General features: G+C 39.7%; 23 protein-coding genes. 18 read left to right on the top strand and 5 right to left on the bottom strand.

Going from position 1 to position 23,077, the window contains the following annotated elements:
- The first annotated feature begins 1 nt into the window (after nucleotide 1).
- From KTV93_RS07495 to KTV93_RS07465, 7 genes are all read left to right on the top strand, one after another.
- Nucleotides 2-733, top strand: coding sequence for an energy transducer TonB (locus KTV93_RS07495; protein WP_218248336.1), 732 nt, complete (start codon nucleotides 2-4; stop codon nucleotides 731-733).
- A gap of 10 nt (nucleotides 734-743) precedes the next feature.
- Entirely contained in the window at nucleotides 744-1,463 is a 720-nt protein-coding gene (locus KTV93_RS07490; protein WP_218248335.1) for an energy transducer TonB, read from the top strand.
- Nucleotides 1,464-1,589: 126 nt separating this feature from the next.
- Nucleotides 1,590-3,038 carry a tRNA (N6-isopentenyl adenosine(37)-C2)-methylthiotransferase MiaB gene (gene miaB / locus KTV93_RS07485; RefSeq protein WP_218248334.1) on the top strand — a complete coding sequence of 483 codons (1,449 nt, stop codon included), beginning with the start codon at nucleotides 1,590-1,592 and terminating at the stop codon, nucleotides 3,036-3,038.
- Between the two features lie 53 nt (nucleotides 3,039-3,091).
- Nucleotides 3,092-4,375, top strand: a complete 1,284-nt coding sequence (locus KTV93_RS07480; RefSeq protein ID WP_218248333.1) for a sigma-54 interaction domain-containing protein — start codon at nucleotides 3,092-3,094, stop codon at nucleotides 4,373-4,375.
- Nucleotides 4,375-4,914 (top strand): LptE family protein, encoded by a 540-nt coding sequence (locus tag KTV93_RS07475; RefSeq protein WP_218248332.1) that lies wholly within the window; start codon nucleotides 4,375-4,377, stop codon nucleotides 4,912-4,914. The genes KTV93_RS07480 and KTV93_RS07475 overlap by 1 nt, the downstream gene beginning before the upstream one ends.
- Nucleotides 4,914-6,626: a hypothetical protein gene (locus tag KTV93_RS07470; RefSeq protein ID WP_218248331.1), complete on the top strand. Its 1,713-nt coding sequence runs from the start codon at nucleotides 4,914-4,916 to the stop codon at nucleotides 6,624-6,626. Before KTV93_RS07475 ends, KTV93_RS07470 begins: the two co-directional genes overlap by 1 nt.
- A gap of 16 nt (nucleotides 6,627-6,642) precedes the next feature.
- Nucleotides 6,643-7,011, top strand: a complete 369-nt coding sequence (locus KTV93_RS07465) for a sulfite exporter TauE/SafE family protein (protein WP_230259131.1) — start codon at nucleotides 6,643-6,645, stop codon at nucleotides 7,009-7,011.
- Between the two features lie 7 nt (nucleotides 7,012-7,018).
- Here KTV93_RS07465 and KTV93_RS07460 read toward each other — a convergent pair whose 3' ends face one another.
- The 4 genes from KTV93_RS07460 to KTV93_RS07445 form a co-directional block, all read right to left on the bottom strand.
- Nucleotides 7,019-7,666: a DUF4126 domain-containing protein gene (locus KTV93_RS07460; RefSeq protein ID WP_218248329.1), complete on the bottom strand. Its 648-nt coding sequence runs from the start codon at nucleotides 7,664-7,666 to the stop codon at nucleotides 7,019-7,021.
- Nucleotides 7,667-7,728: 62 nt separating this feature from the next.
- Complete coding sequence (gene rnpA / locus KTV93_RS07455) at nucleotides 7,729-8,109, bottom strand: ribonuclease P protein component (RefSeq protein WP_218248328.1); 381 nt, start codon at nucleotides 8,107-8,109, stop codon at nucleotides 7,729-7,731.
- Nucleotides 8,102-8,833, bottom strand: coding sequence for a tRNA threonylcarbamoyladenosine dehydratase (locus KTV93_RS07450; protein ID WP_218248327.1), 732 nt, complete (start codon nucleotides 8,831-8,833; stop codon nucleotides 8,102-8,104). The genes rnpA and KTV93_RS07450 overlap by 8 nt, the downstream gene beginning before the upstream one ends.
- A 2-nt stretch (nucleotides 8,834-8,835) precedes the next feature.
- Nucleotides 8,836-9,465 carry a TatD family hydrolase gene (locus tag KTV93_RS07445; RefSeq protein WP_218248326.1) on the bottom strand — a complete coding sequence of 210 codons (630 nt, stop codon included), beginning with the start codon at nucleotides 9,463-9,465 and terminating at the stop codon, nucleotides 8,836-8,838.
- An 89-nt stretch (nucleotides 9,466-9,554) separates the two neighbouring features.
- Here KTV93_RS07445 and KTV93_RS07440 point away from each other — a divergent pair, with 89 nt between their 5' ends.
- From KTV93_RS07440 to KTV93_RS07405, 8 genes are all read left to right on the top strand, one after another.
- Complete coding sequence (locus KTV93_RS07440; protein ID WP_218248325.1) at nucleotides 9,555-10,181, top strand: TetR/AcrR family transcriptional regulator; 627 nt, start codon at nucleotides 9,555-9,557, stop codon at nucleotides 10,179-10,181.
- Between the two features lie 148 nt (nucleotides 10,182-10,329).
- A complete protein-coding gene (locus KTV93_RS07435) occupies nucleotides 10,330-11,304 on the top strand; it encodes an outer membrane protein assembly factor BamD (protein ID WP_218248324.1) in 975 nt (324 codons plus the stop codon).
- Between the two features lie 42 nt (nucleotides 11,305-11,346).
- On the top strand, nucleotides 11,347-11,670 hold the full coding sequence (locus tag KTV93_RS07430) for a DNA-directed RNA polymerase subunit omega (RefSeq protein WP_088468283.1): 324 nt from the start codon (nucleotides 11,347-11,349) through the stop codon (nucleotides 11,668-11,670).
- Nucleotides 11,671-11,800: 130 nt separating this feature from the next.
- The gene (gene coaBC / locus KTV93_RS07425; protein WP_218248323.1) at nucleotides 11,801-13,006 is read left to right on the top strand and encodes a bifunctional phosphopantothenoylcysteine decarboxylase/phosphopantothenate--cysteine ligase CoaBC; all 1,206 of its coding nucleotides are present in this window, start codon (nucleotides 11,801-11,803) and stop codon (nucleotides 13,004-13,006) included.
- Between the two features lie 37 nt (nucleotides 13,007-13,043).
- Complete coding sequence (gene porD, locus KTV93_RS07420) at nucleotides 13,044-13,946, top strand: type IX secretion system protein PorD (protein WP_218248322.1); 903 nt, start codon at nucleotides 13,044-13,046, stop codon at nucleotides 13,944-13,946.
- A 111-nt stretch (nucleotides 13,947-14,057) separates the two neighbouring features.
- Nucleotides 14,058-15,707 carry a DNA repair protein RecN gene (locus KTV93_RS07415; RefSeq protein ID WP_218248321.1) on the top strand — a complete coding sequence of 550 codons (1,650 nt, stop codon included), beginning with the start codon at nucleotides 14,058-14,060 and terminating at the stop codon, nucleotides 15,705-15,707.
- A 107-nt stretch (nucleotides 15,708-15,814) separates the two neighbouring features.
- Nucleotides 15,815-17,287 (top strand): DUF5687 family protein, encoded by a 1,473-nt coding sequence (locus KTV93_RS07410; protein ID WP_218248320.1) that lies wholly within the window; start codon nucleotides 15,815-15,817, stop codon nucleotides 17,285-17,287.
- Between the two features lie 14 nt (nucleotides 17,288-17,301).
- Nucleotides 17,302-18,012, top strand: coding sequence for an ABC transporter ATP-binding protein (locus tag KTV93_RS07405; protein WP_088468288.1), 711 nt, complete (start codon nucleotides 17,302-17,304; stop codon nucleotides 18,010-18,012).
- Between the two features lie 53 nt (nucleotides 18,013-18,065).
- On the opposite strand, the gene fumC is transcribed toward KTV93_RS07405, so the two are convergent.
- On the bottom strand, nucleotides 18,066-19,460 hold the full coding sequence (gene fumC / locus KTV93_RS07400; protein WP_218248319.1) for a class II fumarate hydratase: 1,395 nt from the start codon (nucleotides 19,458-19,460) through the stop codon (nucleotides 18,066-18,068).
- Between the two features lie 120 nt (nucleotides 19,461-19,580).
- On the opposite strand from fumC, the gene KTV93_RS07395 reads away from it, so the two are divergent.
- From KTV93_RS07395 to KTV93_RS07385, 3 genes are all read left to right on the top strand, one after another.
- The gene (locus KTV93_RS07395; protein ID WP_218248318.1) at nucleotides 19,581-20,657 is read left to right on the top strand and encodes a helix-turn-helix transcriptional regulator; all 1,077 of its coding nucleotides are present in this window, start codon (nucleotides 19,581-19,583) and stop codon (nucleotides 20,655-20,657) included.
- Nucleotides 20,658-20,812: 155 nt separating this feature from the next.
- Nucleotides 20,813-22,420: a fumarate hydratase gene (locus KTV93_RS07390; protein ID WP_218248317.1), complete on the top strand. Its 1,608-nt coding sequence runs from the start codon at nucleotides 20,813-20,815 to the stop codon at nucleotides 22,418-22,420.
- A 94-nt stretch (nucleotides 22,421-22,514) separates the two neighbouring features.
- Nucleotides 22,515-22,799 carry a hypothetical protein gene (locus KTV93_RS07385; RefSeq protein WP_218250515.1) on the top strand — a complete coding sequence of 95 codons (285 nt, stop codon included), beginning with the start codon at nucleotides 22,515-22,517 and terminating at the stop codon, nucleotides 22,797-22,799.
- Nucleotides 22,800-23,077: the final 278 nt, after the last annotated feature.

The raw sequence follows: 23,077 nt of genomic DNA, 5'->3' as shown, positions 1-23,077 counted from the left end.
TATGAAACAACAGCTGCTCTGGCCTTTATTAGCATTTCCGCTTTTCCTGTCGGCTCAAACTGTTCACGAATTTCCTACGGCTCAATCTCCTTATATCGGCGGTTACGAGGCTTATTACAAAGACTTTCACGACATTGTTTTAGAAAAAAAGCTGCAGCCCTGCGCAGATAAATCACAGTTCTACCAATTTTCGGTTTTAATTAATGCTGATGCATCGATCAATTTTATCAAAGACCAGCATCCCAATTACTTAGCCGATAACAAATGCGCCTCTGATCTTGCACGTGAAGCTGCGAAATACCAGACAAAATGGAATCCTGCAATTATAAATGGTACCCCACAGCCTGCTATTGCACGTTTTATGATTTTTCCGGACCAGATTTTCGAGGAAAATAATGCCCAATATTCTCCGGCGGTGACAACTCCCGTTTACAATAATGCCGGCGAAGACCATATGAACCATTTCTGGAAACAGCTGAAGTCAAATCTGGACCTGAAAAGGTTTCGGTGGGAAGACCGTTTCACGATAGAAGCAGAGTTTATCATCACCAAAGAGGGTAAACTGGAAGATATTGTGTTGACCAAAAAAACCGGACTGGAAGAATTTGACCGTATGCTTTTTTACGCCTTTAAAAGCATGAAGAAAAAATGGAAACCCGCAACAGTTAACGGCATTCCCGTAGATTTCCGCTATAAATACCATTTAACTGCTACTACTGATCCTGAATATTAAGATTTTTAAAATGCGCTATTACTTTATTTTTATCTTACTTATACTTTACTCAAATTCTTTTGCACAAGACATATACGAGCAGTACCCTGCCGGACAAACGGATTATACTGGCGGGAATGTTCAGTTTTACAAAGACTTTCATCAGGTCCTGAAAGATAAAAAACTCCAGCCCTGCGAAAATAAAAAAGAAGCTTTCAGTTTCCGGATTGTAGTGTATCCCGACAAGAAGATCAAGTATGTTAAAAGCGAAGACTCTGAAAGTCTGGAGAAAAACAAATGTGCATTTGAACTTACAAAAGAGGTTGCCAAATACTTAACCGGTTGGAATCCAGCTCTTGTAGATGGTAATAAAGTTGCCGCCGTTACAAGTTTCTGGATCATTCCTCATGAACTGTTTCAAGAATTACCGGAAGGTTACGATCCTGTAAACGATATGGAAATGGCAACATATGAGGGTGGGATTAATAATTTCCGAAAGAAGGTCTTTCAAAGCATTGACTTATCGCGCTTTACTTTTAACGGAACTTTCAGACTTGAGGTAACTTTTATTGTAGAACCGGACGGGAAAATAAGCAATATACAGCTGGCGGAATCTTCAGGCCTAAAAGCTTTTGACGATATGGTAGTTAAAGGAATATCGCAGATCCGCAACAAATGGACTCCTGGAAACATCCACGGAATTCCAGTGAGATATCGCTTCAGATTACCTTTAGCATTTAAAATGGATTAAATATCCTGCCATTCTGTCACTAAAATTATTATCTTTGCGCTTTAATCTTTCGGGTTGAATAAAGAGAATTTGGCTGTTGCATTTTCAGGTAATTTCTAAATTTCAAACCACCTAAAATCTACAAAAGTGCAGGAAAAATATATAGACGAAACCAAGCAGGGGGAAGCCTTCGCCATCGCAGAAAAACCCCAAAACACTAAAAAACTTTTTCTCGAAAGTTACGGCTGTCAGATGAATTTCTCTGATTCCGAGATTGTTGCATCCATCCTTAATGAGCAGGGTTATAACACGACGCGTAATCAGGAAGAAGCTGATTTAATTCTTCTGAACACATGTTCCATCCGTGAAAAAGCAGAGCAAACGGTAAGAATGCGTTTGTCGCAGTTCAAAAATCTAAAAAAAGCAAAACCCAATCTTACGGTGGGCGTGCTTGGCTGTATGGCCGAGCGCTTAAAAACCAAATTCCTCGAAGAGGAACAATTGGTTGATTTAGTTGTGGGACCCGATGCCTACAGAGATTTACCAAACCTTTTAAAAGAAACCGATGGAGGACGCGATGCCATTAATGTAATTCTTTCCAAAGAAGAAACCTACGCCGACATCAATCCAGTGCGATTGGGTGGAAATGGCGTTACCGCATTTGTTACCATTACCCGGGGCTGCGATAATATGTGTACATTTTGTGTAGTTCCTTTTACCCGGGGACGCGAAAGAAGCCGCGATCCGCACTCAATTATCAATGAGTGCAGGGATTTATGGAACAGCGGTTATAAGGAAATCACACTTTTGGGACAAAACGTTGACTCCTACCTTTGGTACGGAGGCGGCCCCAAAAAGGATTTCAAAAACGCTACCGAAATGCAGAAACTCACCGCGGTGAACTTCGCACAACTTCTTGATATGGTTGCCGTTGCAGTACCTGAAATGAGAATCCGTTTTTCAACGTCAAATCCACACGAAATGACAGAAGAGGTTTTCCGGGTGATTGCGAAACATAACAATATCTGTAAATATGTGCATCTTCCGGTTCAAAGCGGAAGCGACCGGATTTTAGAAAAAATGAACCGCCAGCACACACGTCAGGAATATTTAGACCTCATCAAAAAAGGTAAAGAAATTGTTCCCGATATTTCATTTTCTCAGGACATGATCATTGGATTTTGCGGCGAAACGGAAGAAGATCACCAACTTACGCTTTCACTTATGAGGGACGTAGAATACGATTACGGGTATATGTTTGCTTACTCCGAAAGACCGGGAACTCCCGCTCACAAAAAAATGGAAGACGATGTTCCTGCGGATGTGAAGCAGAGACGTTTGGCAGAAGTCATCGCACTTCAGGGCGAACTTTCACGCACAAGAATGCAGGGTTATGTTGGCAGAATTCATGAAGTGCTGATCGAAGGTACTTCAAGAAAAAACGAAAACCAGTGGAAAGGCCGCAATTCGCAGAACGCTGTCTGTGTTTTTGATAAACTCGAAGGTCAGAAATTAGGCGACATTGTGTCTGTTTTTGTTCACGGCAATACACAGGGAACACTTTTGGGGACAACCGCAGCTGAGATTACGGTGTAATTTGATCCAAAAGTAAATCTCTACAACTTTTTGCAAACTTTGAATTTTAAAAAATGACCGATTTACAATCACTGAAAACACGTTTCGGAATCATCGGAAATTATCCTGCGCTTAACCGTGCTTTGGAAAAAGCTATTCAGGTTGCACCAACCGATATTTCCGTATTGGTGATGGGGGAATCCGGTGTTGGAAAAGAATTTATCCCGAAGATTATCCACGGTGAATCAAGAAGAAAACACCAGCCCTATATTGTTGTAAACTGCGGTGCAATTCCGGAGGGAACCATTGATTCTGAACTTTTCGGTCATGAAAAAGGAGCCTTCACCGGCGCAACATCTACCAGAAAAGGATATTTTGAAGTCGCAGATGGAGGAACAATTTTCCTTGATGAAGTAGGTGAACTGCCGCTGCAAACTCAAGTGCGTTTACTGCGTGTTTTAGAAAGCGGTGAATTTATGAAAGTAGGTTCTTCCCAGATTCAGAAAACGGATGTAAGAATTGTAGCAGCAACAAATGTCAATATGCTTAATGCAATCCACGACGGAAGGTTTCGTGAAGATTTATATTACCGCTTAAATACGGTTCAGATCGACATGCCGCCTTTAAGGGAAAGAAAAGGAGATATTCATTTGCTTTACCGGAAGTTCGCGGTAGATTTCGCTGAAAAATACAGAATGCCGGAACTTGTACTGACAGATGATGCGGTGAATTACCTCGAGAAATATCCTTTCCCCGGAAACATCCGACAGTTGAGGAATCTTGTGGAACAGATGACCGTAGTAGAGCAAAACAGAACCGTAAATTCTGTGAAACTGGCTGAATATATTCCCACTACTACAAATTTGCCGGCTGTGGTGCAGAAAAACGGTGCTGGAATTTCGAATTCGGAATTTAATTCTGAAAGAGAGATTATGTATAAAATCCTTTTCGACATGCGAAATGACCTGAATGATTTAAAATCATTAACTTCGGAACTCATTAAGAACCGCGGGAACAACGATTTCAGCAATCAGGAAAAAAATCTGATCAACAGGGTGTTCACGCCGGAAACTCAGGTTCAGAACGCAAACTCACTGTTGTATTTTGAAAATAACAATGCAAATCAGTTCCAGAACTCTACGATTATCTCCGAAGGATCTGATGATTATGGCGACGTAGAAGATATTGAAATCGAAGAAACAAAACCAGATTCGCTTTCGCTTCAAAACAATGAGCGAGAACTGATTGTAAAAGCTTTAGAAAAGCATAAAGGCAGAAGAAACAAGGCGGCAGACGAGCTGGGAATTTCGCAGCGAACACTTTACAGAAAGATCAAACAATATAATTTAGAAGATTAATGCATACTATCATATTACAAAGAAGGCAAAAAGTTTTATTCTTTTCTCTTCTTTCTTTTTTCTTTCTTCAAAGCTGTTACAGTTTCACAGGTTCATCGCTGAGCCCGGAAACCAAAACGATTCAGATAAAAGATTTCCCAAATAATGCTGCGCTGATGAATCCAAATCTCGCCCAGCAGTTCTCTACCGATATCCAGAACAGATTTCTGCAGAGAACAACTTTAAAAGGCGCTGTTGAAAATCCTGATATCCTGATTGAAGGTGAAATCACGGACTATTCAATCACACCAACCACCATATCTACTGCGGTAAATGCTCCGGGCGGAAATATTCAGGCAGCGCAAAACAAGTTAACAATCACTGTTAAAGTACATTACGAAAACAAAATAGAACCAGACAAAAGTTTCGACAGAACCTATTCCGACGAAGCGGTTTTCAGCAGTGATCTGGATATAAACGCTATTGAAGCCTCACAGGTGAAAGTGGTGAACGAAAGAATCATCAATAAAATTTTTAACGATATTGTAGCCAACTGGTAATGAACGCAAGAGTTTTAGAATTAATAAAAAACCCCGATTTATTTCAGACTAAGGATTTAGATATCCTGAATTCAGAAATAAAAAAATACCCTTATGTTCAGAACATCAGAGCGTTACAACTGTACGGAATTCATAAGCTGAATCCGGAAGAATACCAGAACGTACTTGCTACCACTGCCGCATATACAACAGATAAAAAAATACTTTATCAGTTTATTAATAAAAATTCAGAGCTAGAGAAAAAACCGCAGACCGATGTTCTTGAGTTGAAGAACGAAGAAAAGAGAGCGGAGATTTTCCCAGCAGTACAGTCCGTTCAGCAGGAGCAGCCCAAACCCGTTTACGTAAATGGCGCTTTGAACAGGATTCTGTTCGAAGGCGAAGAGGATTTTCTTGAACGCAAAAATGAGGTTATTGATTTGGAATCCACTCTGGAATCCGGACAAATTATTACGCAAAGTATTGAAAATAAACCAAATGAACCTTACACCACTGAGATTCTAAAACCGGTTCAGGAGCCAACCGAAGTAACCGGGAATGTAATTCCCGAAAGCACCCAAGAACAAAACTTGCCGGAAGAAGCCGAAAGGTCCTTCCCGATCGTACAGACAGAACTTCGTATCGAAAAAGATATACAGCCACTACAACCTGAAACCGTCATTGATGAAGATCTTTCTTTAAAAAATGATATGGTAGAAGATCCGGCGGAAATCAGTTTCCATGGGACGCAGGAATTCTTGTCTGAAGTTAAAATCGTTGCGAAACCCGGGGAAAGGACTGTTTACGAAGTCCCAAAACCGCAGCTCAACAAGCACGAAATCGAGATGCAGCGACTGATTGCAGAAGTTGAAGCAAAAATGAAGTCGAGGAAAAAACCTGAGACCAAAGAGAAAGAGGAGGAAACTCAAAACACTGGCTTGAACTTTTCTGAAACCCAGACTTTCGAAGTCGCAAAACCTGAAGAAAATACCTCTCAGGAAACAGTGACCGAAACTGAAGAAGAAATTATTTCAGAAGTGACGCAGCAAGATGACGAAATCGGGGAAATTATAAAACCGGTTACGAAAGAAGAAACCACTTCTCCAGAAAATACAGCGTGGAAACCCATGTCTTTTGCCGGGAATACCCCTGACGCGTTAATTGGAAAAGAAGATGAGCCTGTTTCTCAGAAAAGTGTTTCTGCGCCACCTGAATCTGAAAACATACAAACCGTTTCGGAAATTCCTGCAGAAGAAAAAAGTGAGGAAAGACCTGTCTTCAATGTTTCGTTTTTCGGGCAGAACGTTTCGCCGATTGAATCTGAAAAAGCGGCAGAAAAAACTGAAGAAGAAACAGTTAAACCCAATGACAGCAATGTTCCCACTTTCATTAACACCTGGCAGAACTGGCTAAAAATTGACCGAAGCAAAATAGATTCCGGGGCTAAACCAGCGCTTTCTAAAACTGAAGTAAAAAACACTTTTATTGATAATTTCATCGTAAAAGAACCGAAAATTTCAAAACTTAAAGAAGATTCAGATTTTGTAGTGAAAGAAAAAAGTGATAATATTTCTCACCTGATGACTGAAACACTTGCAAAACTTTATGTTGAACAGAAACTGTATTCTAAGGCTATAAAAGCTTACCAGATCCTATCAGAAAAACATCCGGAAAAAGAAACTCATTTCGCCGAACAGATCAGTTTCGTTAAAGATTTAAGACAGAACAAATAACCTAAACCTCATGAAAATGGATGCTACACTTATTATCGGACTTATACTGTTGGGATTATTAGCCGGTTATTTAAGCGGTTTGGTGGGCATCGGCGGAGGTATCGTGATGGTTCCGGTTTTGGTTTTACTCTTCGGTTTCACTCAGCATAAAGCGCAGGGAACCACATTGGCGCTTTTAATTCTACCGGTTGGAATTCTTGGAGTCATGAATTATTACAAAACAGGAAATGTTGATATTAAAACAACGCTTCTGCTCTGTGCAGGATTCGTTCTTGGGAGCTATCTGGGGAGTAAAACAGCCATTACTCTTTCTCAGGAAATGTTGAGAAAAGTGTTTGCAATTCTTATGTTCGTGGTCGCCGTGAAAATGTTTTTCCAGAAGTAAAAGCCAGCTATTCCAAATTTTTTTGGTCCACTGCGTCTACATTTATCACTTTAGCGTTTTGGTCTGAATTAAAATTCCTGAATTTCCGCCAAAGTTTTTTTCCTAAAACCAGTACGGTAATAATGAGTGCCACGGCAGCGATAAATGCAATTACCGGTGCCGCAAGCGCCAGAAAAGACATAATTCCTGCACCCGCAGTTTCTGTTGTAGCGACTACCGAATTTCCCAAACCACCAGTTGTGGCTGTAGATGCAGCACGTGTTCCCGCAAATCCCGAACTGATGGCTGCGGCAGTTCCACCTCCTGCAATTAAAGCCAAAGCCCATTGCGGAAAAGTTCCGATATCGGCAAACTGACTGGCGAACATCACCGAACCGGCAATAGTGGCCAGCGGAACCGAAATTGTATCTAAAAGATGATCGATAAATGGAATATAATACGCAAGAACTTCAGCAACCATCGCAATCCCTGTTGTGATTAATGTTGGAAGTCCGGCTAACCACTCAAAACTTTCATTCATGGGAATCCAGCCTAAATAAGAAGCCAGACTTACAGCAAACATGGGCATAAAAACCCTGAAACCTGTCGCTGCGGCAAGTCCGATCCCGATGAATGCACTGATGATATAGGGAAGAAATGGAATTTGATCTGACATTTTTTGATGGATTTAGATTAACAATCAAATTTACAAAATAATGCATTCCAAAAAATTAAATTTTATTTTTTTGATTTACAGAGGGTTACGAAATTTTCTTCCAGAGATTGAAAACTGCTTGGTTTTTCGTTTGAAATCCAGAAAATCATTGATATTGATTTTCCCCCAAAAACGTCGGTGAAAATTTCTTTGTTAAGACGGTATGCTTCGCGCAGCAATCTTTTAATCCGGTTGCGGTCTACGGCTTTCTTGAAATATCTCTTCGAAACAGACACTCCAAATTTCTGATTCGGAATCACAAAACCTTCCTGAGGTTTCTTTTCCAAATCAATCGAAATGATGCGCAGATTTCCGCAGTTCCGCCACATTCCTTTCGCGAAAAGCAGATCGATTTCCCGTTTATGTTTAAGTTTTTCCGTTTTGGGAAATCTGAAATCAGTCATCAGTATTTTTGAGAAGGTGGTTAATAACTTCGGCTGCCGCGTATAATCCAAAAATCGCAGGCATAAAGCTGCTTGTGCCGTAAAAAGACCTTTTGAAATTGGCGCCGTCAGTCATCTTCAAACTTTCTTCGTTCTGAATTTCATTGGAAAAAACACAGCGGATACCTTTATTGATTTGTTCTTTTTTCAGGCGTTTTCTTACATTTTTAGCCAGAAAACAGTTATAGGTTTTGCTGATGTCGCGCACCATGACCTTAGACGGATCCATTTTTCCGCCGGCTCCCATACAGCTTACAATCTTTATTTTTTTTCGTTTTGCGGTGATGATGAGTGCAAGTTTCGGGGTTACACTGTCGATACAGTCGAGAATGTAGTCGAATTTTTCAGCTCCAATAACTTCCGCCATTCTCTCGGGATTCAGGAATTCATTGATTTTAGTAAGCTGTAATTCCGGATTTATATCCAGCAGTCTTTCCGAAACGACTTCTACCTTTGACTTACCGACAGTAGAATGCAGTGCAGGAAGTTGGCGGTTGATATTTGTAATATCCACTGTATCGCCATCAACAATGGTCATTTTTCCAACTCCCGAGCGCGCCAGAAATTCAGCCGCGAAAGAGCCTACTCCACCCAAACCTACCACGAGGAGATTTGCGTTCTGTAGTTTCTCAATTCCCTGTTCTTTGATAAGAAGCTCTGTTCGCTCCAGCCACTTTTTCTGCATTTTTATATCGGAATTTGCATATTCTGTAGATTATTTTTGATTTTTTCGCTCAAATCCTCCAATCTCATGTTTTTTAAGTCTGCTACTTTTTGGTAAAGTTCCTTGATTTCAAAATCTGCAGAATCAGTTTCAAGAAACAGTTTTTCGATCGGAAGGTGCTTCACAAAATCCTGCAAATTTACATTATACAGAACTGATTTTCCAAAACTTAAACAGAATCCGTTTTTCAAAAGATCATCGCCTATTGTTTTGCGTTTGTTGAACCCATGAATAATCATCGGAACTTTAGCTAATTTCCGGAATTGATAGATTTGCGAAAATCTTTTTACACAGTGAATGATTAAAGGTTTCTTCACAGAATTGGCGATTTCGATCTGGGCAAAAAACGCCTTCCTTTGAAGTTCTTCGTCAACACCGATCAAACCATCAAGTCCGCATTCGCCGATTGCAACGCAGTTTTCGTGAGCAGAAATCTGTTGCAGCCAAATCAATTTTTCATCGAAATCATCAGAAACTGCATTAGGATGAATGCCCGCAGAAAAGAAATTTCCCGGAGCCTCTTCATTAAATTTTAAGTTATAAATTCCAGATTTTCTGTCTGCATCGTGATGATGAAAATCGAAAAAGTTCATCCTCAAAATTATTAAAAATCTGATTTAAAACATTAAACATTCGTTTGAAACTACTATTTATTTTATTAACTTTACTTCAAATAACAACTATGAAGAAGAAATTTTCTGAAAAACAGATTCATATTTTGGATGTTGCGGAAAAATTAATTGCTAAAAAAGGTTTCGAAGGAACATCAATCCGAGATATTTCTTCGCAGGCGAATATTAATGTGGCCATGATTTCCTATTATTTCGGTTCTAAGGAAAAAATGATGTCGTACCTCTACCGTTACCGTGTTCAGAAAACGCGCGAAAGTTTCGCGGAGTTTGCCGAAGTCATTAAAGACGGAAAACCTGAGATGCAGATGAAAGAATTGGTTAAATATGTTGTAAATCAGTTATTTAGATTCAATTATTTCCACGGTTTCGTAACACAGGAACTGCGCCACACCGAACACCTTAAAGACGACCTGCTTGAATTCTATACCACATTCACTACAAAACTTGATGATGTTATTAAAAAAGGAGTCGCGTCAGGAGTTTTCCATAATGCGCCAAAGCCGGAAGATGTATTGACTTTGATTTTAGGCTCTTCTCTGTTTGTCATCAGAAATAAAAATTTCTACGAACTTTATGTTTCGGGAAGGGAGGAAAATTATCTTCAGGATGCAGAAAAAAAAGTTCTTGCTAACCTTTTGGTCACCGTTTTTTCACTTTTGGGATATCAGACGAACTGATTTACCTGAAAAATCGAGTTCGGAACAGAAAATTCAGTTAATTTATTAGTTAAATTATCACAAAAAAAAATCTATTGATAAAAAAATTATATTTTTGCAGACTGAACCGCAGAAGATGAAAATCCATCATTTTCGCTTTAAAAGATTTATGAAAAAATATTTGATAGTACTGCTGGCTTTTTTTGCTTTATCGGCCTGTGACAAACAACAGGAAATGGCAATGAAAAGTGCAGACAAAGATTATATCCTGAAAGTTGCGAACGAGAATTTCGAAAATAAAAAATGGACCAACGCCCTGGCGCTGTACGAGCGGCTTTCAAACCTTGTCGCAGGAACAGATGATGCTCCGAATGTAGTTTACAATTCAGCATACGCCAATTACTACGATAAAAATTACAAGCTTGCAGGTCACCAGTTCAAAAACTTTTCGGTAACCTTTCCTCAGGATCCACGTGCGGAAGATGCGGCATATATGTCGGCACTATGTTTTTACGAAGGATCTATGGATTACAATCTTGACCAAACGAGTACCGAACTGGCGATTAATGAACTTCAGAATTTCCTGAATAACTATCCGAATTCAGAAAAATCGAAGAACATTAATGAACTGATTGATGAATTGAGTTATAAACTCGAATTCAAAGCATACGAAAACGCGAGACAGTATTACAAAATGGCTGATTATAAAGCGGCTAATGTAGCTTTCGAGAATGTTTTGAATGATTTCCCAAGTACAAAACTAGCTCCGAAAATTTACGAATACATCTTGAGGTCTAAATACGAACTTGCCGTAAATTCAGTTTACGACCTGAAAAAAGACCGTATCGAAAATGCTTTGGCATTCACAAAACAGGTCGAGCGCGATATGCCGGGTACCGAAAATGCCAAGATCGCTGTAGATCTTAGAAACAAACTCGCTAAAGAGAAAGAAGCGTTCCTTGAACTGGAGAAAAAAGTAGAAGCTAGAAAAAAAGAACTTCAGGAAAAACAAAAGGAAGAAGAAGCCAGACTGAATCTGGAAAAAGACCAGCGAGAAGCTGAGAAAAAAGCCAACCAGATCAAGAGAGACAGCGCAGCACTTTCGACTCCGGCACCGGCAGCAACTTTTAATATTCAAAAATAAGCTGTATATTTGCAGACTTTAAATATAAATAATTCACTGAAAATGAGCGTTAAAGATTCTAAAGCCGAATTAAGTACCATCACTTACGACAAAGATAAAATTGAAGAAAAAGTAGGTTCTATCTACGAAGCCATTGTAATTATGGGGAAAAGAGCAGAGCAGATTAATGCAGAGATTCGCTCAGAACTTCACAATAAGTTAGATGAATTCGCGGTGCACAACTCTACTTTGGAAGAAGTTTTCGAAAACAGAGAGCAAATCGAAATCTCAAAACACTACGAGAAACTTCCGAAACCAACGTCTATTGCAATCCAGGAATGGCTTGATGACGAAATTTACTTCAGAAATACAGACGAGAGAAACTAATCTCTGTCTAAAATTATACAAAGTCACATTAGCAAAAGCTTTTGTGACTTTTTTATTCTACACCAACGCTCTGGCTTTCGGTAATTCTAAAATTTTAACTAAATTCGTTAGACCTAAATAACAGTTTGAAATGGCAATTCAGGGAAAAAAAATACTCATCTGTATTACCGGCGGAATTGCCGCTTACAAAATCAATTACCTCATCCGCGACCTCATAAAAAAAGGCATAGAAGTTCAGGTTTTAATGACCCCTTCGGCAGACAATTTTGTTTCGAAACTTAACCTTTCTACCCTTTCAAAAAATCCGGTGTTCTCTGATTTTTATTCGGAAAACGGCACCTGGAACAATCATGTTGAATTCGCGCTCTGGGCAGATTTAATCTTAATTGCGCCCTGCACTGCCAATACTTTAGCAAAAATGGTTCACGGGATGTGTGACAATCTGGTGATTGCAACCTATATGTCGGCAAAATGTCCCGTAATGGTTGCGCCGGCGATGGATCTCGACATGTATGAACATCCTTCTACAAAACAGAATCTGGAATTGGCTGAAGATTTCGGTCACATTATTATTCCTGCCGAAACAGGAGAGCTGGCAAGCGGATTGGTGGGTCAGGGAAGAATGGCAGAGCCGGAAACGATTGCTGAAAGAATTGAAAATTTTTTAGTTTCAAACCAGGGCCTGAAAACTTTGTCCGGTAAAACTGTCCTCATTACAGCCGGTCCAACTTACGAAGCAATTGATCCTGTGCGTTTTATCGGGAATCATTCTTCAGGAAAAATGGGATTTTCTTTGGCGGAAGAAGCTGCAAAACGTGGAGCGAAAGTGATTTTGATTTCTGGACCAAGTTCTTTGAGTACTTCTCATCCGGATATTGAAATTCATCGTGTAACCTCAGCAAAAGAAATGTTCACCGAAGTTTTTAAATATTACGAAACGTCAGACATTGCCATCGCGAGCGCTGCTGTTGCAGATTATGCTCCAAAGGAAATTGCCAAAGAAAAAATCAAAAAAAATGATGACTCTTTAACGATCGAATTGGTTAAAAACCCGGACATTCTTAAAACCATGGGAGAGAGAAAATCGAAACAGTTTTTAATCGGATTCGCGCTGGAAACTCAAAACGAAGAAGAAAACGCATTGGGTAAACTTCAGAAAAAAAATCTCGATATGATTATTTTGAATTCTCTGCGCGACGAAGGAGCCGGATTTAAAAGCGATACCAACAAAATTAAAATTTTCACCAAAACCGACCGGAAAGAATTTAACTTGAAAACAAAAAACGAAGTCGCAAAAGATATTTTAAACTTTATGGAAGAAGAAATTCTGAAATAATATGACTAAATTTCCGTTTTCAATTATTATCACAAACATGAAGAAACTTCTCACCCTATTTATCCTTATATTTTCCTTTAACTTGGGTTTTGCACAGGAACTTCTGGCCACAGTTCAGGTAAACGCCCAACAAATGAGCGGAAGTAATAATCAGGTTTACAAAACTTTAGAAAAAAATCTTCGGGATTTCATCAACAATACCAGTTGGACAGGGAAAAAACTTCAGAATTTCGAAAAGATAAAATGCAATTTTGCAATTGTAATTTCCGAGCGTGGCGGCAATAATTTTAAAGGAAGTATTGTGGTGCAGGCAGTTCGCCCGGTTTTCAATACGACCTATGAAACGCCCCTGATGAATATTAACGACACCAACTTTGGGTTTGATTATGCCGAAAATGAAAATCTTGTTTTCAATGAAAGACAGTTTTCCGGGAAAAATTTAATCGATGTGGTGAGTTTCTATGTTTACACAATTTTGGGCTACGACGGCGACAGCTTTAAAGTTCGTGGCGGGCAGCAATGGTTCGAAAAAGCTCAGAAAATCTCAAATAACGCACAGAATCAGAATTACGCAGGCTGGTCGCTGATCGAAGGTACCCGAACACGCGCTGCATTAATCGACAATATCATGAAACCCGAGCAAAACACCTTGCGAAACATTTTCTACACCTATCACCGCGCAGGTTTAGATAATTTGGGGAAACAGGATCAGGCTTCCGGCAAGAAAATTATTGCAGATGCGCTGATGCAGCTGAAAACGTATGAAAATAATTTTCAGATGAACTATCCGATCAATATTTTTATTGACACTAAAAAGCAGGAAATATTCGACATCTTCAGCAACGGCAACAGCCCGAATGTGAATATGGCGGATCTGAAATCACTTTTCACAACACTTTCACCAAAAGATATCGACAGCAAATGGAATAAGTGGAAATAAACTGAATGACAGCGGAATTTATGATCATCATTTAATTTCCGACTTAAAAGGCAAAACATTAAATTTGCGTTTAATTTAGTTTTCAAACCATTGTAATTCGCTATTTAAAACATGCTTTCAAGAATTTTCATCCAGAATTTTGCACTTATCGACACCCTCGAAATTACTTTAAACAAAGGTTTACAGGTAATTACGGGAGAAACCGGTGCAGGAAAATCGATCATTCTTGGTGCTTTGCGTCTCATTTTGGGCGAAAGAGCTGATGCCAAATCCATTCAGAATTCGGAAACTAAAAGCATCGTGGAAGCTGAATTCTCCATCAACGAAAATCTTCAGTTTTTTTTTGAAGAAAACGATCTTGATTTTGAAACTCAAACCGTTATCCGCCGCGAAATACTACCTAACGGAAAATCCAGGGCTTTCGTCAACGATGTTCCGGTGACATTGGATTTACTGAAAATTCTTTCGAGAAATTTAATCGACATCCATTCACAGTTCGAAACCTCCAATCTTTTTGATGAAGAATACCAGTTTCAGATCATTGACGGTCTTTCGAAAAACAAAATTCTCATTTTAAAATACCAAACTGAATTCTCTCAATATAAAACCCTGCTGAAAGATTTAGAAAATCATAAAAAACAGCTCGCCGAAAGTAATAAAGAAAGCGACTATAAAGCTTTTCTGGTAGATGAACTGGTAAATGCAAATCTGGATGAACTAGATCTGGAAGAACTTCAGAATCAGGTAAAAAAACAGGAAAACGCTGAGGCAATCACCGAGAATCTGACCCAAATTTTTGCCAAACTTGATGCGGAAGAAATTGGCATCCTCGACTCGATTACCGATATTAAAAGTAAACTGGGAAAAGTTGCCGATCTTTCTCATGAGTTTACGTTGCTTAACCAGAGATTTCAGGAAAATTTCATTGAGTTTAAAGACATTGTTTTTGAACTTCAGGACGAGGCTGAAAAAATGGAAACCAGTCCCGAAATCCTGCTCGCACTGAACCAAAAATTAAATATTGTAAATGCTTTGCTGTTAAAGCATAGTGTTCTCAGTGTTTCTGAATTGATAGAAATCCGTGACAATCTGCTGAGCGAACAAAACAGTTTTGCCGATCTGGAAAACCTCATCATCCAACTCGAAAAGGAAAAAACCGATTCTGAAAACCGACTGGCAAAAATGGCCGCCGACTTATCGGCCCACCGTCGGAAGAACATTCCAATTTTTACCAATAAAATTGAATTATTGCTCAGACAGTTGGGTCTGGAAAAAGCGAAGATTGCCGTAGAACTAAGCGAAAGTGCGAATTATAACAGCTTTGGCAAAGAAAATATACAGCTTTTGTTTCAGGCGAATTCCGGTTTTGCGTTGAAGCCCATTCAATCAGCAATTTCAGGCGGTGAACGGTCACGAGTGATGCTTTCGATCAAAAAACTGATGGCGGAAAATGCCGAGCTTCCGACTTTGATTCTGGATGAAATCGACACAGGAGTTTCCGGGAAAGTAGCGGAAGAAATGGGAAATGTAATGAAGGAAATGTCAACAAACATGCAGCTTATCGTAATTACCCATCTCGCACAGGTTGCGGCAAAAGGAAACAATAACTATAAAGTTATTAAAGAAGACATTTCAGGTAGAACGCGCTCCAACATTATTCCGCTTAGCGAGGAGGAGAAGCTTCAGGAAATTGCGCAACTTCTTTCCGGCAGTAAAATTACAGATGCTGCCATTTCTCAAGCGCAGGAATTGATGAAATAATCATTTTTCTGCTTCAAAACAAATCTCTTAACATAATAAAAGGGCTTTAATCTCATCTATTTTGTAACAAATCTTGTTGGTTCTTAACTAATGTTTAAAACCATGAAATGTATACAAAATTACTGAAGTTAGAATTCAAGAGTTTTATCAGGAATCCACAATTCGGGGCACAGCTTGCCATGAAAATCCTGATGGCTTTCGCGTATGCCGGAATGAGTTTTACTTTTGTTATGATGGCGGTGGGTCTTTATTTTATTTCAGTCGACAAGTTAAAGACTGATCCTATAGCACTTTTTTCTCGGTATTTCCTTTACTATGCAGCACTGGATTTGGTTCTAAGGTATTTTATTCAGCAAATGCCAACGCAAAACATCAAACCATTTCTCACGCAAAATATCACCAAGAAAAAACTGGTGAACTATACCATCCTGAAAATTATTTTTAATTTTTTTAATTGGGGTTATCTGCTTTTTCTGTTGCCGTTTTGCGGTTTGCTTATTTTCCACGGAAGTTATTCTATCCCGGGGGTTTTAATGTTTCTCACAGGGATAATGGCAGTGTTCTATTTCAGTAATTTCGTAAATATTGTATTGAACAAACAGAATCTGGTTCTTTATACTGTAGCGGCGATAATGATTATTTTCGGTTTTCTGGAATATTACGCCTACGTTCATCTTTCTTCTTTTTCCGAAAAAATTTTTAAAGCTTTTTATGAATTTCCTGGTGCCTTTTTGATTCCTGTATTGCTAGCCGCTGCTGCCGGATACTGGGCTTACCGCAATATTTACAGCAACTTTTATCTCGACAAAGGACTGGAACTTGAACAGGCAGTAGGTAAAACCGAAAATATCGATTTCCTTAACCGTTTCGGAACACTTGGCACTTTCATCAATAATGATATCCGACTTCTGAAAAGAAGCAAAGCTGCAAAGTCTGCGTTGTTTGCGGGAATTATGTTTTTATTCTACGGACTTCTATATTTTTCAGGCAAAGCTTATGCTACAGATTTTATGCGGGTCTTTCTCGGAATCTTTGTGACCGGTGGTTTTATGCTCATGTTTGGCCAAAGAGTACCCTCCTGGGACAGCTCCTATTATCCGCTGATGATGACGCAGAAAGTTCCCTATAAAGACTATCTGAAAGCGAAATGGGCGCTCGTGGTGCTCGCTACCGCTGTTTCTATGGTTTTGGCGCTGGGTTACCTGCTCATCAGCTGGGAATTTTATCTTACTATTTTTGCCGCCGGACTTTATAATCTTGGGGTGAACTCTTACCTCACTCTTTTGGCTGGAGCATTTAACAAAAAACCTATTGACCTCAATTCCAGCTCCAAATCATTTGGCGGCGGAGGAAATAACTTTAACATGAAAGTAATGCTGATAATGATTCCGCAAATGGTACTGCCAATGGGCGTTTTTGCACTCGTGAAATTTTTCGCGGGAATCGAAATTGCGGTTGCAAGTCTGGGAGCTTTAGGTCTTATCGGATTTTTACTGCGTGATAAAATTTTCGATTATATCGTGAAAATTTACAGATCCGAAAAATATTCAACAATAGAAGCATTTAAAAAAACAGCATAATTTAAGCTATAAACATGATAAACATTCAAAATATTTCTAAAATTTACGGCAGCAAAAAAGTTCTTCATATTGAATCTCTCCAAATCCCTAAAGGCGAAAGTTTTGGATTGGTGGGGAATAACGGCGCCGGTAAAACTACTCTTTTTTCGCTTTTGCTGGATTTAATAGAGCCATCATCCGGCTTTGTTGAAATTGGCGGTGATAAAGTAAATGAAAACGAAAACTGGAAAAATAAAGTTTCCGCCTTTATTGATGAATCATTTCTAATTGGTTATCTGACGCCCGAAGAGTATTTTTATTTTATCGGCGAGCTACGCGGGCAGGATAAGACGACGGTTAATGAGTTCCTGAAACAGTTTGACGATTTCTTCAACGATGAAATTCTGAATGCTAAAAAATATGTACGAGACCTATCGAAAGGCAACCAAAAAAAAGTAGGAATTGTTGGAGCGCTTATCGGCACTCCGGCAATAATTATTCTCGATGAACCATTTGCAAATCTGGATCCCTCCACACAGATAAAGCTTAAAAAACTCATCAGAACATGGTCTCAGAATGAGTCAGTTACTTTTCTTATTTCCAGTCACGACCTTGCTCATACTACCGAAGTGAGCGACCGAATTGTTGTCTTAAACAAAGGGGAACTCGTGAAAGACATCAGAACAAATCCCGAAACCTTGCGCGAACTCGAAGATTTTTTCGCCAGTTCCGTCTCTGTAGATTAATAAACAAAATCCCCGGAAAGTTTCCGGGGATTTTTAATTTACGATAAGTTGAATTATGCTAAACCTCCGACCATATCTTCCGGTTTTACCCATTCATCAAATTGTTCGGCGGTTAAAAGCCCCAGATTAACTGCTTCTTCCTTTAAAGTGGTGCCGTTTTGGTGTGCGGTTTTCGCAATCTTCGCTGCATTTTCGTAACCGATATGAGTATTTAATGCGGTAACCAGCATTAAAGATTTATCGACAAGTTCTTTTATTCTTGGTTCATTGGCTTCAATTCCAACTGCACAATGGTCATTAAACGAAATACAGGCGTCGCCCAAAAACTGTGCAGACTGTAGGAAGTTATACGCCATTACAGGTTTAAAGACGTTAAGTTCATAATTTCCCTGAGTTCCGGCAAATGAAATGGTCGTATCGTTCCCTAAAACCTGTGCGCAAACCATGGTCAATGCTTCATTTTGTGTAGGATTCACTTTTCCGGGCATAATTGAGGATCCGGGTTCATTCTCAGGAATTAAAATCTCTCCAATACCGGAACGGGGTCCGGACGCAAGAAAACGGATATCCTGTGCGATTTTGTATAGTGCAACGGCCAATTGTTTCAGCGCACCATGACTTTCCACGATCGCATCGTGTGCTGCCAAAGCTTCAAATTTATTGGGCGCCGTTACAAAAGGAAGTCCGGTAAAATCAGAAATATATTTCGCCACCAGCACATCATAACCTTCCGGTGTATTCAGTCCTGTCCCTACGGCGGTTCCGCCTAAAGCGATTTCCTGAAGATGGTCAAAAGTATTGGCAATGGCCTTCATGGCATAATCAAGCTGTGCTACGTATCCGGAAAATTCCTGCCCGAGGGTTAAAGGAGTGGCGTCCATAAGATGCGTTCTGCCGATTTTTACGATATTTTTAAATTCTTCAGATTTAGCGTGAAGCGTATCTCTGAGTTTTTCAACAGCCGGCAACGTATGTTCAACTACCTTTTTGTACGCGGCAATATGCATCGCTGTAGGGTAAGTATCATTGGAACTCTGTGATTTGTTGACATCATCGTTCGGGTGAATTCCTGATTTTTCGCCCAGAACTCCGCCACTGTTCACATGAGCTTTGTTTGAAATCACTTCATTCACATTCATATTGCTCTGCGTACCGGAACCGGTTTGCCAGATCACGAGCGGAAACTGATCATCAAGTTCTCCCGCTAAAATTTCGTCGCAGACCTTTGCAATCGCATCCCGTTTCTCTTCTGCTAGCACTCCCAATTCGGCATTGGTAAAGGCTGCGGCTTTCTTCAGATAGGCAAAGGCTTCGATGATTTCATGCGGCATCGATGCTTCTGGTCCTATTTTAAAGTTGTTTCTGGACCGTTCTGTTTGCGCGCCCCAAAATTTATCAGCAGGAACCTGAACTTCTCCCATTGTATCGTGTTCTATTCTGTAATTCATTGATGTTAAATTTTTAAGGATTAAAGTTACGTTTTTACTATTTGATGCAGAATTAAAAATAAATAGATTAACTCCATATTATACAGATAATTAACTAAATTTGATAGAGAAGAAAAATTTATGTCTAAGAAATCTAGAAATTTGCTAAGAATTTACAACCGTCTCAAGCGGGGACCTGTAAACATTGAAGTTATTAAGCAGTGGGCGAAGTCTCACGACCTCAATATCTCTGAAAGAACATTATACCGTTATCTGGATGAACTCGAAGATATTGTGCAGCACAATGAAAAACTCATTATTACAGAAGGTGAAAAAAACAAAAAAACCTGGAAAATTGAGTATGATAAAAGTTCAGCAAAACTCAATGAGTTCGATATCCAGAGTTATCTGCTTTTTAAAAACCTAATGCCGCTACCCTTGGTGAAATCCCGTGAAGAAACTTTTGACCGGATCGAGAATCTCTTTTATAAAAATTATAGCAAAAGTAATTTCGAAGATTTTTCGGTTTTCGCCGACCAGCAGATTGCTAACAGCTATTTTTATGAGCTGCTTTCCTTAGATGGCTATCAAAAAACATTGAATGATGCCATATGGAGCATTCAGCATAAAAGAGAAATGAGACTGTTAGAAGTAGGTTACGACTACACTTCGATCCCACAGGCTATTGCGTATCCGGTAGATTTCCTCCCGCTGCAGATTCTTTATCATCGCGGTGTTATTCATCTATTAGGCTTTGTGAAAGGAAAAAATAAAATTATAGCTATCGCGCTCAACCAGCTTAAAAAATACAGCCTGACCAATAATATGTTTGATAACAGGGATCTTCTAGCCACCCTGAGTCGTGAAATGGAAAACCGGTTTGGTATTACCAATAATATGGACGATGAAATCTACGATATTGAAATTGAATTTTCTGAACTTACTGCAGAATTCGTAAAACACCATTTTTGGCACCACTCACAGAATTTTTCTAAAATCGACAACGGTAATTATGTTATGACCCTGCGCTGCGGAATCAACCGCGAACTGGTAGGCTGGATTTTCCAGTGGATGAGTAATGCCCGAGTTATAAAACCTACGGTACTGAAACAGCTCGTAAAGGAGAAACATCAGGAAATTCTGGATCACTATCAATCCGAGACCCCCTTAACTTCCAGTAATTCATTCATGAATCTTCAAGTGCTTGACAAAAATTGACATGATCACGGTTTATCTTTGTACTCAACAAGATGAATGATGAAAAAGGCATAGAAATTTACACTTTCTGTGCCTTTTTTTATGTGATAAAAGTCCTGCTAAGGTTTCGGTATTATCCCTTTAATTTGATTATTTTTGTCGCGTAAAAATCAAATATGGAATTTCACTATCAGGAACCCTTTCCTATTCTTAAAGACGATACCCAATACAGAAAACTCAGTTCAGAATATTTAAAAGTAGAGTACCTTGGCGGCAGAGAAATCTTAACCATCGATCCCCGGGCACTGGAACTTCTTGCTGAACAGGCTTTAGCCGATGTTTCTTTCATGCTTCGGCCTTCGCATCTTCAAAAACTCCGGAATATTATTGATGATCCCGAAGCGACCGACAACGACCGTTTCGTCGCTTATAACCTTTTGCAGAACGCAGCAGTTGCCGTTGAAGGCGCACTTCCATCATGTCAGGATACCGGCACAGCAATCTGTGTAGCAAAAAAAGGCGAAAATGTTTACACCGGAGCTAATGATGCGGAATGGATTTCAAGAGGAATTTATAATACTTACCAAACCCGCAATCTCAGATATTCGCAAATCGTGCCTTTAACGATGTTTGAAGAGAAGAATTCAGGTTCTAATCTTCCGGCACAGATTGATATTTATGCCACAAAAGGCGAAGAATATAAATTTCTTTTCCTCGCAAAAGGCGGCGGGTCTGCAAACAAGACCTTTCTTTACCAGAAAACTAAATCTTTACTGAATGACAGCTCACTGGAAGCTTTTATTCGCGAAAGAATCATGGATTTGGGAACAGCAGCTTGCCCGCCTTATCACCTCGCGCTAGTCATTGGCGGGACTTCTGCTGAAGCGAATTTAGCAGCCGTGAAAAAAGCAAGTGCCGGATATTACGATCACCTTCCCACCGAAGGAAACATTGGCGGCCAGGCTTTCCGTGATCTCGAATGGGAGAAAAGAGTTCAGCAAATCTGCCAGGAATCGTCAATTGGAGCTCAGTTTGGCGGAAAATATCTGACTCATGATGTACGTGTAATCCGTTTGCCGCGTCACGCAGCTTCCTGTCCGGTCGGAATGGGCGTTTCCTGTTCTGCTGACAGAAATATTAAAGGTTTCATCAACCGTGAAGGAATCTTCTTGGAACAGTTGGAAACCAATCCAAAACAATATCTTCCGGAAACTCCGCCGCATTTGGAAGAAGCAGTTTCAATCAACCTGAATAAGCCAATGCCGGAAATTTTAGCAGAACTTTCTAAATATCCGATTAAAACACGCTTAAGTCTGAACGGAACTTTAATCGTTGCACGCGATATCGCTCACGCAAAAATTAAAGAACTTCTCGATAGCGGAAAACCGATGCCGGATTATTTCAAAAACCATCCGATTTATTACGCAGGCCCTGCAAAAACACCGGACGGAATGCCTTCCGGAAGTTTCGGACCCACAACTGCAGGTAGAATGGATGTTTATGTAGACGAATTCCAGTCCCACGGCGGAAGCATGATTATGCTCGCAAAAGGAAACCGAAGCAAGGATGTCACTAACGCCTGTGCAAAATATGGCGGATTTTATCTCGGCTCTATCGGTGGACCTGCAGCCATTTTAGCCAAAGAAAACATCAAATCGGTAGAGGTTGTTGATTTTGAAGAACTTGGAATGGAGGCCGTACGAAAAATAGAAATCAAGAATTTTCCGGCGTTCATCATCTCCGATGATAAAGGGAATGATTTTTTCGAATCCATTTCTCACTAATATTTTTTAATCATTTTAAATAGCGAAAAATCACAGGAAATCTTTTGCCCGAAAACAAAAATTATCCTACTTTTGCCTAAAATCTATTACAATGATGATGTTATCAGCATTTTTTCCGTTTTACCAGTTCCTTTGGACCGTATATTTCCTTTGCATGTTCCTTATCGGATTCTGGTGTATCTTCATGTTTTTCGGTTACGTAATCCCAATCTGGCTTACTTCCGGATTAATGGAATATTTCGGTAAAACCAAACCTTTCGATCCTGAAGACATCAGAAGAAAAACGCTTACAGAACAGGAAGGTGTAGAATTGGTTTACAGCAACCCTAAAGGTCACGGCCCGTTCTTACACAGCCACGACAGCCACGGTCATCACTAGTTGATGTCACTGCTCTCCCACTTTAATTTCCGGGAACAGCAGTCACAAAGCAAAATCATATATACAGTCAGTCTCTTTTTCAGAGACTGATTTTTTTTTGGAGCAGCTTTTTCCGTTTTCTTTCCATACAAATTCCGGCTTTCCACTCTATCTTTTGCGCCGCTTCGCTCTGCAAAAGGATGCCGTTTCAATCCGGGCTATAAGACAGGACGGTTGTTCTTAGGTAAGAAATATTCTTTTCTGCTTTTTTCCTATCTTTGCCCCCACAAATTTCTACA

This window comes from Kaistella faecalis, assembly GCF_019195395.1.
Lineage (GTDB): Bacteria > Bacteroidota > Bacteroidia > Flavobacteriales > Weeksellaceae > Kaistella > Kaistella faecalis.
The sequence above is the reverse complement of the archived record's forward strand: the minus strand, read 5'-3'. Positions and strand labels throughout refer to the sequence as shown.

Bases quoted from the DNA above. Each gene is read 5' to 3' on its own strand.
- KTV93_RS07495 (WP_218248336.1), top strand. From the start codon at position 2: ATGAAACAACAGCTGCTCTGGCCTTTATTAGCATTTCCGCTTTTCCTG.
- KTV93_RS07490 (WP_218248335.1), top strand. From the start codon at position 744: ATGCGCTATTACTTTATTTTTATCTTACTTATACTTTACTCAAATTCT.
- KTV93_RS07480 (WP_218248333.1), top strand. From the start codon at position 3,092: ATGACCGATTTACAATCACTGAAAACACGTTTCGGAATCATCGGAAAT.
- KTV93_RS07475 (WP_218248332.1), top strand. From the start codon at position 4,375: ATGCATACTATCATATTACAAAGAAGGCAAAAAGTTTTATTCTTTTCT.
- KTV93_RS07470 (WP_218248331.1), top strand. From the start codon at position 4,914: ATGAACGCAAGAGTTTTAGAATTAATAAAAAACCCCGATTTATTTCAG.
- KTV93_RS07465 (WP_230259131.1), top strand. From the start codon at position 6,643: ATGGATGCTACACTTATTATCGGACTTATACTGTTGGGATTATTAGCC.
- KTV93_RS07460 (WP_218248329.1), bottom strand. From the start codon at position 7,666: ATGTCAGATCAAATTCCATTTCTTCCCTATATCATCAGTGCATTCATC.
- rnpA (WP_218248328.1), bottom strand. From the start codon at position 8,109: ATGACTGATTTCAGATTTCCCAAAACGGAAAAACTTAAACATAAACGG.
- KTV93_RS07450 (WP_218248327.1), bottom strand. From the start codon at position 8,833: ATGCAGAAAAAGTGGCTGGAGCGAACAGAGCTTCTTATCAAAGAACAG.
- KTV93_RS07445 (WP_218248326.1), bottom strand. From the start codon at position 9,465: ATGAACTTTTTCGATTTTCATCATCACGATGCAGACAGAAAATCTGGA.
- KTV93_RS07440 (WP_218248325.1), top strand. From the start codon at position 9,555: ATGAAGAAGAAATTTTCTGAAAAACAGATTCATATTTTGGATGTTGCG.
- KTV93_RS07435 (WP_218248324.1), top strand. From the start codon at position 10,330: ATGAAAAAATATTTGATAGTACTGCTGGCTTTTTTTGCTTTATCGGCC.
- KTV93_RS07430 (WP_088468283.1), top strand. From the start codon at position 11,347: ATGAGCGTTAAAGATTCTAAAGCCGAATTAAGTACCATCACTTACGAC.
- coaBC (WP_218248323.1), top strand. From the start codon at position 11,801: ATGGCAATTCAGGGAAAAAAAATACTCATCTGTATTACCGGCGGAATT.
- porD (WP_218248322.1), top strand. From the start codon at position 13,044: ATGAAGAAACTTCTCACCCTATTTATCCTTATATTTTCCTTTAACTTG.
- KTV93_RS07415 (WP_218248321.1), top strand. From the start codon at position 14,058: ATGCTTTCAAGAATTTTCATCCAGAATTTTGCACTTATCGACACCCTC.
- KTV93_RS07410 (WP_218248320.1), top strand. From the start codon at position 15,815: ATGTATACAAAATTACTGAAGTTAGAATTCAAGAGTTTTATCAGGAAT.
- KTV93_RS07405 (WP_088468288.1), top strand. From the start codon at position 17,302: ATGATAAACATTCAAAATATTTCTAAAATTTACGGCAGCAAAAAAGTT.
- fumC (WP_218248319.1), bottom strand. From the start codon at position 19,460: ATGAATTACAGAATAGAACACGATACAATGGGAGAAGTTCAGGTTCCT.
- KTV93_RS07395 (WP_218248318.1), top strand. From the start codon at position 19,581: ATGTCTAAGAAATCTAGAAATTTGCTAAGAATTTACAACCGTCTCAAG.
- KTV93_RS07390 (WP_218248317.1), top strand. From the start codon at position 20,813: ATGGAATTTCACTATCAGGAACCCTTTCCTATTCTTAAAGACGATACC.
- KTV93_RS07385 (WP_218250515.1), top strand. From the start codon at position 22,515: ATGATGTTATCAGCATTTTTTCCGTTTTACCAGTTCCTTTGGACCGTA.